Raw genomic sequence first — 5,424 nt, forward strand, 5'->3', positions numbered from 1 at the left:
GATCAGCGGGTTGTCGGTGACGCCGTTGGCCTCGCGCTCCAGCGTGGCGGCGACCGAGCGCAGGATATCGAGCGCCGCGCCCATCACCTGCGGCTGGCAGCGCAGGCAGTAGGGATCCTGAATGCGGTCGTCGCCGGTGACGTGGCTGGCGCGGATGGCGCTGCCGGCCATCAGATCGTTCAGCGCATGGGCGGTTTCGATCTGGCCCGGATGGCGGCGCAGGGCGTGAATGCGCGGATCGAACGGCCCGTCCGATCCCTTGGCGGCATCGGTGGTCAGCGCGCCGGCGATGAGGGCGGCGCGGAACACGCGCTCGGTGCTGAACAGCGCATAAAGGGCGTTGGCGGTGGAGAACTGGGTGCCGTTGAGCAGCGCCAGCCCTTCCTTGGGGCCGAGCATCACCGGCTTCAGGCCGGCGCGGGCCAGCGCCTCCGCTGCCGGCAGCCGTTCGCCTTCAAAGAAGGCCTCGCCGACGCCGATCATCGCAGCCGTCATGTGGGAGAGCGGCGCAAGGTCGCCCGAGGCGCCGACCGAACCCTGCGACGGCACGACCGGAAGGACGCCCTTCGCCAGCATGGCTTCCAGCAGGCGGGCGGTTTCCAGCCGCACGCCCGAGGCGCCGCGGCCGAGATTGGCGAGCTTCAGCGCCATCATCAGCCGCACGACCGGCAGGGCGAGCGGTTCGCCCACGCCGCTGGCATGGCTGATGACGAGGTTGTGCTGCAGCCGCGCCAGATCGGCATCGGCGATGCGCACGCTGGCGAGTTTGCCGAACCCGGTGTTGATGCCATAGACCGGCTCGCCTTCGGCGACGATGGCGGCAACGGCGGCCTCGCCGGCGCGGATCAGCGGAATGGCGCGGGCATCGAGCGTGGCGGCGGCGCCGCGGGCCACCGCGGCCCACTGGCTGAGGCTGACTTCGCCCGGCAGCAGTTCAACAGAAGACATTCTCAGCGACCTTTCCGGATGCGGGCGTGCAGGGGCGTGGCGCCGAGCGCGTAGACGAGCTCGGCCGGGGTCTCGATGGACCAGATGGCAAGATCGGCCTGCCGGCCGGGTTCCAGCGTGCCGGCTTCGGCCTCAAGGCCGAGTGCCTTGGCGGCATGGCGGGTGACGGCAAGCAGGCATTCCTCGACCGTCATGCGGAACAGCGTGGCGGCCATGTTGAGTGTGAGCAGCAGCGAGGTCATCGGCGAGGTGCCGGGGTTGCAGTCGGTCGACAGCGCCATGGCCACGCCGTGGCGGCGGAAGGCCTCGACCGGCGGCACCCGCGTTTCGCGGATGAAATAGAACGCGCCCGGCAGCAGCACCGCCACCGTGCCGGCGGCCGCCATGGCTGCGGCGCCGGCCTCGTCGGTGCATTCCAGATGATCGGCGGACAGCGCACCGTAGCGGGCGGCCAGCGCGGCGCCGTGCAGGTTCGAGAGCTGGTCCGCGTGGAGCTTCACCTTCAGCCCGTGGGCCTCCGCCGCGGCGAACACGCGCTCCATATCCGCCGGCGAAAAGGCGATGCCCTCGCAGAAGCCGTCCACCGCATCGGCGAGGCCGGCCTTTGCCACGGCGGGCAGCATTTCGTTCACGACGCGGTCGACATAGCCGGCATGGTCGCCGGCGGCCTCCGGCGGAAAGGCGTGGGCGCCGAGGAAGGTGGTGACGACGCCGACATCCCGTTCCATGCCGAGGCGGCGGGCGGCGCGCAGCATCTTCATTTCGCTGTCGGGATCGAGGCCGTAGCCCGACTTGACCTCGATGGTGGTCACGCCGTCGGCCATCAGCCGGTCGAGGCGCACCAGCGCCTTTGCGACCAGCTCATCCTCGGAGGCGGCGCGGGTGGCGCGCACGGTGGAGGCGATGCCGCCGCCGGCCCGCGCAATCTCCTCGTAGGAGGCGCCGGCAAGGCGGGCCTCGAACTCGCCCGCCCGGTTGCCGGCATAGATGAGGTGGGTGTGGCAGTCGATCAGGCCGGGGGTGATCCAGCGGCCGCCGCAGTCGGTCGTCTCTTCCGCCTCGCCCGCCAGCCCGGCGCGCGGACCGGCATAGGCGATGCGGCCATCCTTCACGGCGACCGCGCCATCGTGCACGAGGCCGAGCCCCGCCGCCCCCGCCGCCATGGTGGCGAGGTGCGCATTGACGAAGACACGGTCGTAGACGGCCGCAGACGGGGAAGCGGGCGGAGAAGCGGGAGGCGCTGACATGGTCGGACCTTCGGAACCAGAGCGACGCGGACGGCCGTCGATTTCGGCGTTGGGGCAAGCTTGCGGTGAAGGCGTCCGTCTGTCAATATGTCTAGGCTTATTTCGATATCCACCGCGAATGCGAGGAGAGCCGGGGCCATGCCGGAGGCAGTTTTCGAGCGGGCGCTGTTGCCGGAGGGCTGGCGGGAAAAGGTGCGGATCGCCTGGGAGGCCGGGCGCATTGCGGCGGTCGAGCCGGATTTCGGCGGCCCGGCGGAAACCCGCATCGCCGGCACGCTGGTGCCGGGCACCGGCAATCTGCACAGCCATGCCTTCCAGCGCGGCTTTGCCGGCCTCACCGAGCGGCGCGGGCAGGCCAGCGATCATTTCTGGACCTGGCGGGAGGCGATGTATCGCTTCGCCGGGGCGATGAACCCGCAGCGCCTGAAGGCCATCGCCGCACTGGCGCAGGTGGAGATGCTGGAATCCGGTTTCACCGCGGTGGCCGAGTTCCATTATGTCCATCACCAGCCGGACGGCCGGCCCTATGACGACCCGGCCGCGATGGCGGTTGCGGTGGCGGAAGCGGCGGCGGAAACCGGCATCGGGCTGACCCTGCTGCCGGTGTTCTATGCCCACGGCGGCTTCAGCGACCGCCCGGCCGGCGAGGGCCAGAAGCGGTTCCTCTGCGATCCCGACCTTTTTGCGCGCATCGTGGAGGGGGCGAAGGCCGCCACCGGCGCCCTTGCCAGCGGTCGCACCGGCATTGCGCCCCATTCGCTGCGGGCGGCAAACGTGGCTGAGCTGCGGCTGCTGACCGCGGCCCATGGCGACGGGCCGGTGCACATCCACATTGCCGAGCAGACGGCGGAAGTGGCCGACTGCGAGGCGGCGACCGGCCGGCGGCCGGTGGATTATCTGTTCGATTCGCTCGACGTCGATTCGCGCTGGTGCCTGATCCACGCCACCCACGTGACGGCGGGCGAGGTGGCGCGCATGGCGGCGAGCGGCGCCGTGGTCGGGCTGTGCCCGGTGACCGAGGCCGATCTCGGCGACGGCCTGTTTCCCGCGGTGGATTACACCACGCTTGGCGGACGCTGGGGCGTGGGCAGCGATTCCAATGTGCTGATCTCGCTGCCGCAGGAACTGCGCCTGCTGGAGCAGGGCCAGCGGCTGCGCGACCGTGCCCGCAACCGCCTGGCAAAGCCGCCGCTTTCCACCGGCCGCACGCTGTTCGAGGCCGCCGCGGCGGGCGGCGCGCAGGCGCTGGGGCTGCCGCTGGGCGTTCTGGCGACGGGCGCCAGCGCCGATTTCGTGGTGCTCGACGACGACCACCCGGCCCTCGTCGGCCGCAGCGGCGACGGCCTGCTGGATGCGTGGATCTTCGCCGCGGCCGGCAATCCGGTGCGCGATGTTTTCGTTGCCGGACGGCAGGTGGTAAAAGACGGTGTGCATGTCGCCCGCGCGGCGGCCGAGGCGGCCTTTGCCGCCGTGGCGCGCGAACTGGCGGCCTGAGAGCGGCTGGCCGGGCCCGAAGGCCTGTGCGGGATTTGCCGGGGCGGGATCTGCTCGTGCGGGTGCGCGGCCATGCACCGATTGCCTGTGCGCGATTTTTGTGCGCGGAATGCCGGTGATGCGCAATTAGGCGGTTGACAGGCGGCGCTTCGCCGATGAGCATTATGTCTAGACAAAGCCCGAGCCGCTTTGTCGGGCCTTGTAACGATCAGAACGAATCCAGAAGGGAAGTCGTCGAAATGAACAGGCGTTTGCTCCTCAAGCTCTCGCTGGCCCTCGGCCTGATGGCTGGCGTTTCCGGCGTTGCAATCGACAGTGCGTCGGCAGACGTACTTGAGAACGTCAAGAAAGCCGGCGTTCTGAAGGTTGGCACCGAGACCGCCTTTGCCCCGTTTGACTTCATCGACGCCGGCAAGCATGTCGGCTTCAACGTCGATCTGTTCGATGAGGTCGGCAAGGAACTGGGCCTGAAGATCGAGTGGGTCACCCTGCCGTGGGATGGCGTGCTGCCGGGTCTGGAAAGCGGCAAGTTCGACATCGTCGCCGGTCCGGCGACCGTGACGAAGGCCCGTCTGGAGCGCTACGACTTCTCCCCGCCGATCGCCGAGGCGACCGTGGCGCTGCTGAAGAAGAAGGGCGATGCCGCCCTTGCCAAGCCGGAAGACATCGCCGGCAAGGCCGTGGGTTCGGGCAAGGCGACCGCCCAGCTCGCCCAGCTGCAGGAATATGCCAAGACCCTGCCGAAGCCGGTGGAAATCAAGGAATATGTCTCGTTCAACGAGGCCTATGCCGATCTCGCCGCGGGCCGCATCGTGGCGGTCGCCAACTCGCTGCCGAACATCGCCTACCTCGCCACCCAGCGTCCGGTGTTCGAGGTGGTGCTGCCGCCGTTCGGCGCGGCCTCCTATTTCGCGTTCCCGGAGCACAAGGGCGCGGAATATGACACGCTCAACAAGGCCGTGAACGACGCCATGCTCAAGCTCAAGGCCGACGGCCGCATGGCCAAGCTGCAGGAGAAGTGGTTCGGCCAGAGCTTCCAGACGCCGGACGACGTCGGAACCCCGAACTTCTGATCGTGCTTTCATCCCCGGCCGTGCCTTCACTGGTACGGCCGGGGATTTTTGTTTTCCGGGCCGGCCGCCGTGCCGCCCGTCCAATCTTCCGAAATGCCAAAGGGTCTCGCTCATGTCGTGGGCGCTTTTCTGGCTGCTGGTCGAGGCCTCCGGAACGACGATCGTCATCAGTGCGATTTCGATCGCCATCGGCTTCGTCATCGCCTCGGTGGTGTGCGCCGGCATGATGTCGTCGAATGCCGCCGCCCGCCGTGCGGGCCGGCTGTTCGTCAGCTTCTTCCGTGGCACGCCGCTTCTGGTGCAGCTGCTGCTCATCTATCATCTGTTGCCGAAGATCGGGTTCGATGTGCCCAGTTCGGTGGCCGCCGTCATCGGCATGTCGCTGTGCACTGCGGCCTATCAGGCCGAAATCCTGCGCGGCGGCTTCGGCGCGGTGCCGCGGGGGCTGATCGAGGCGGCGGATATGTGCGGGCTCGGCGGCTTTGCCACCTTCCGCCGCATCCGCCTGCCGATTGCCGTGCGGCTCACCATTCCGGCGCTGACGAGCGAGGTGATCATGATCCTCAAGGCCTCGTCGCTGGTCTCGGTGGTGGGCGTGATCGAACTCACCCGCATGACGCAGGATCTGGCGGCCTCCACCTTCCTGCCGCTGCCGCTCTATG

At 68.9% G+C, this 5,424-nt stretch carries 5 protein-coding genes; 3 read left to right on the forward strand and 2 right to left on the reverse strand.

The features are described 5' to 3' along the window. The coding region (locus V7067_RS15095) for an aromatic amino acid lyase (RefSeq protein WP_334176730.1) at positions 1–948 on the reverse strand (948 nt) is incomplete at its 3' end. Between the two features lie 2 nt (positions 949–950). Continuing rightward, entirely contained in the window at positions 951–2,195 is a 1,245-nt protein-coding gene (hutI, locus tag V7067_RS15100) for an imidazolonepropionase (RefSeq protein ID WP_334176731.1), read from the reverse strand. 138 nt (positions 2,196–2,333) lie between these two features. Between hutI and V7067_RS15105 the strand changes: the two genes are divergently transcribed. The 3 genes from V7067_RS15105 to V7067_RS15115 all read left to right on the forward strand — a co-directional run. Further along, a complete protein-coding gene (locus V7067_RS15105; protein ID WP_334176732.1) occupies positions 2,334–3,689 on the forward strand; it encodes a formimidoylglutamate deiminase in 1,356 nt (451 codons plus the stop codon). Positions 3,690–3,928: 239 nt separating this feature from the next. Further along, on the forward strand, positions 3,929–4,762 hold the full coding sequence (locus tag V7067_RS15110) for a transporter substrate-binding domain-containing protein (protein WP_334176733.1): 834 nt from the start codon (positions 3,929–3,931) through the stop codon (positions 4,760–4,762). A 112-nt stretch (positions 4,763–4,874) separates the two neighbouring features. Then, the coding region (locus V7067_RS15115; RefSeq protein WP_334176734.1) for an amino acid ABC transporter permease at positions 4,875–5,424 on the forward strand (550 nt) is incomplete at its 3' end.

This window comes from Pseudoxanthobacter sp. (genome assembly GCF_036822375.1).
Classification (GTDB): domain Bacteria; phylum Pseudomonadota; class Alphaproteobacteria; order Rhizobiales; family Segnochrobactraceae; genus Pseudoxanthobacter.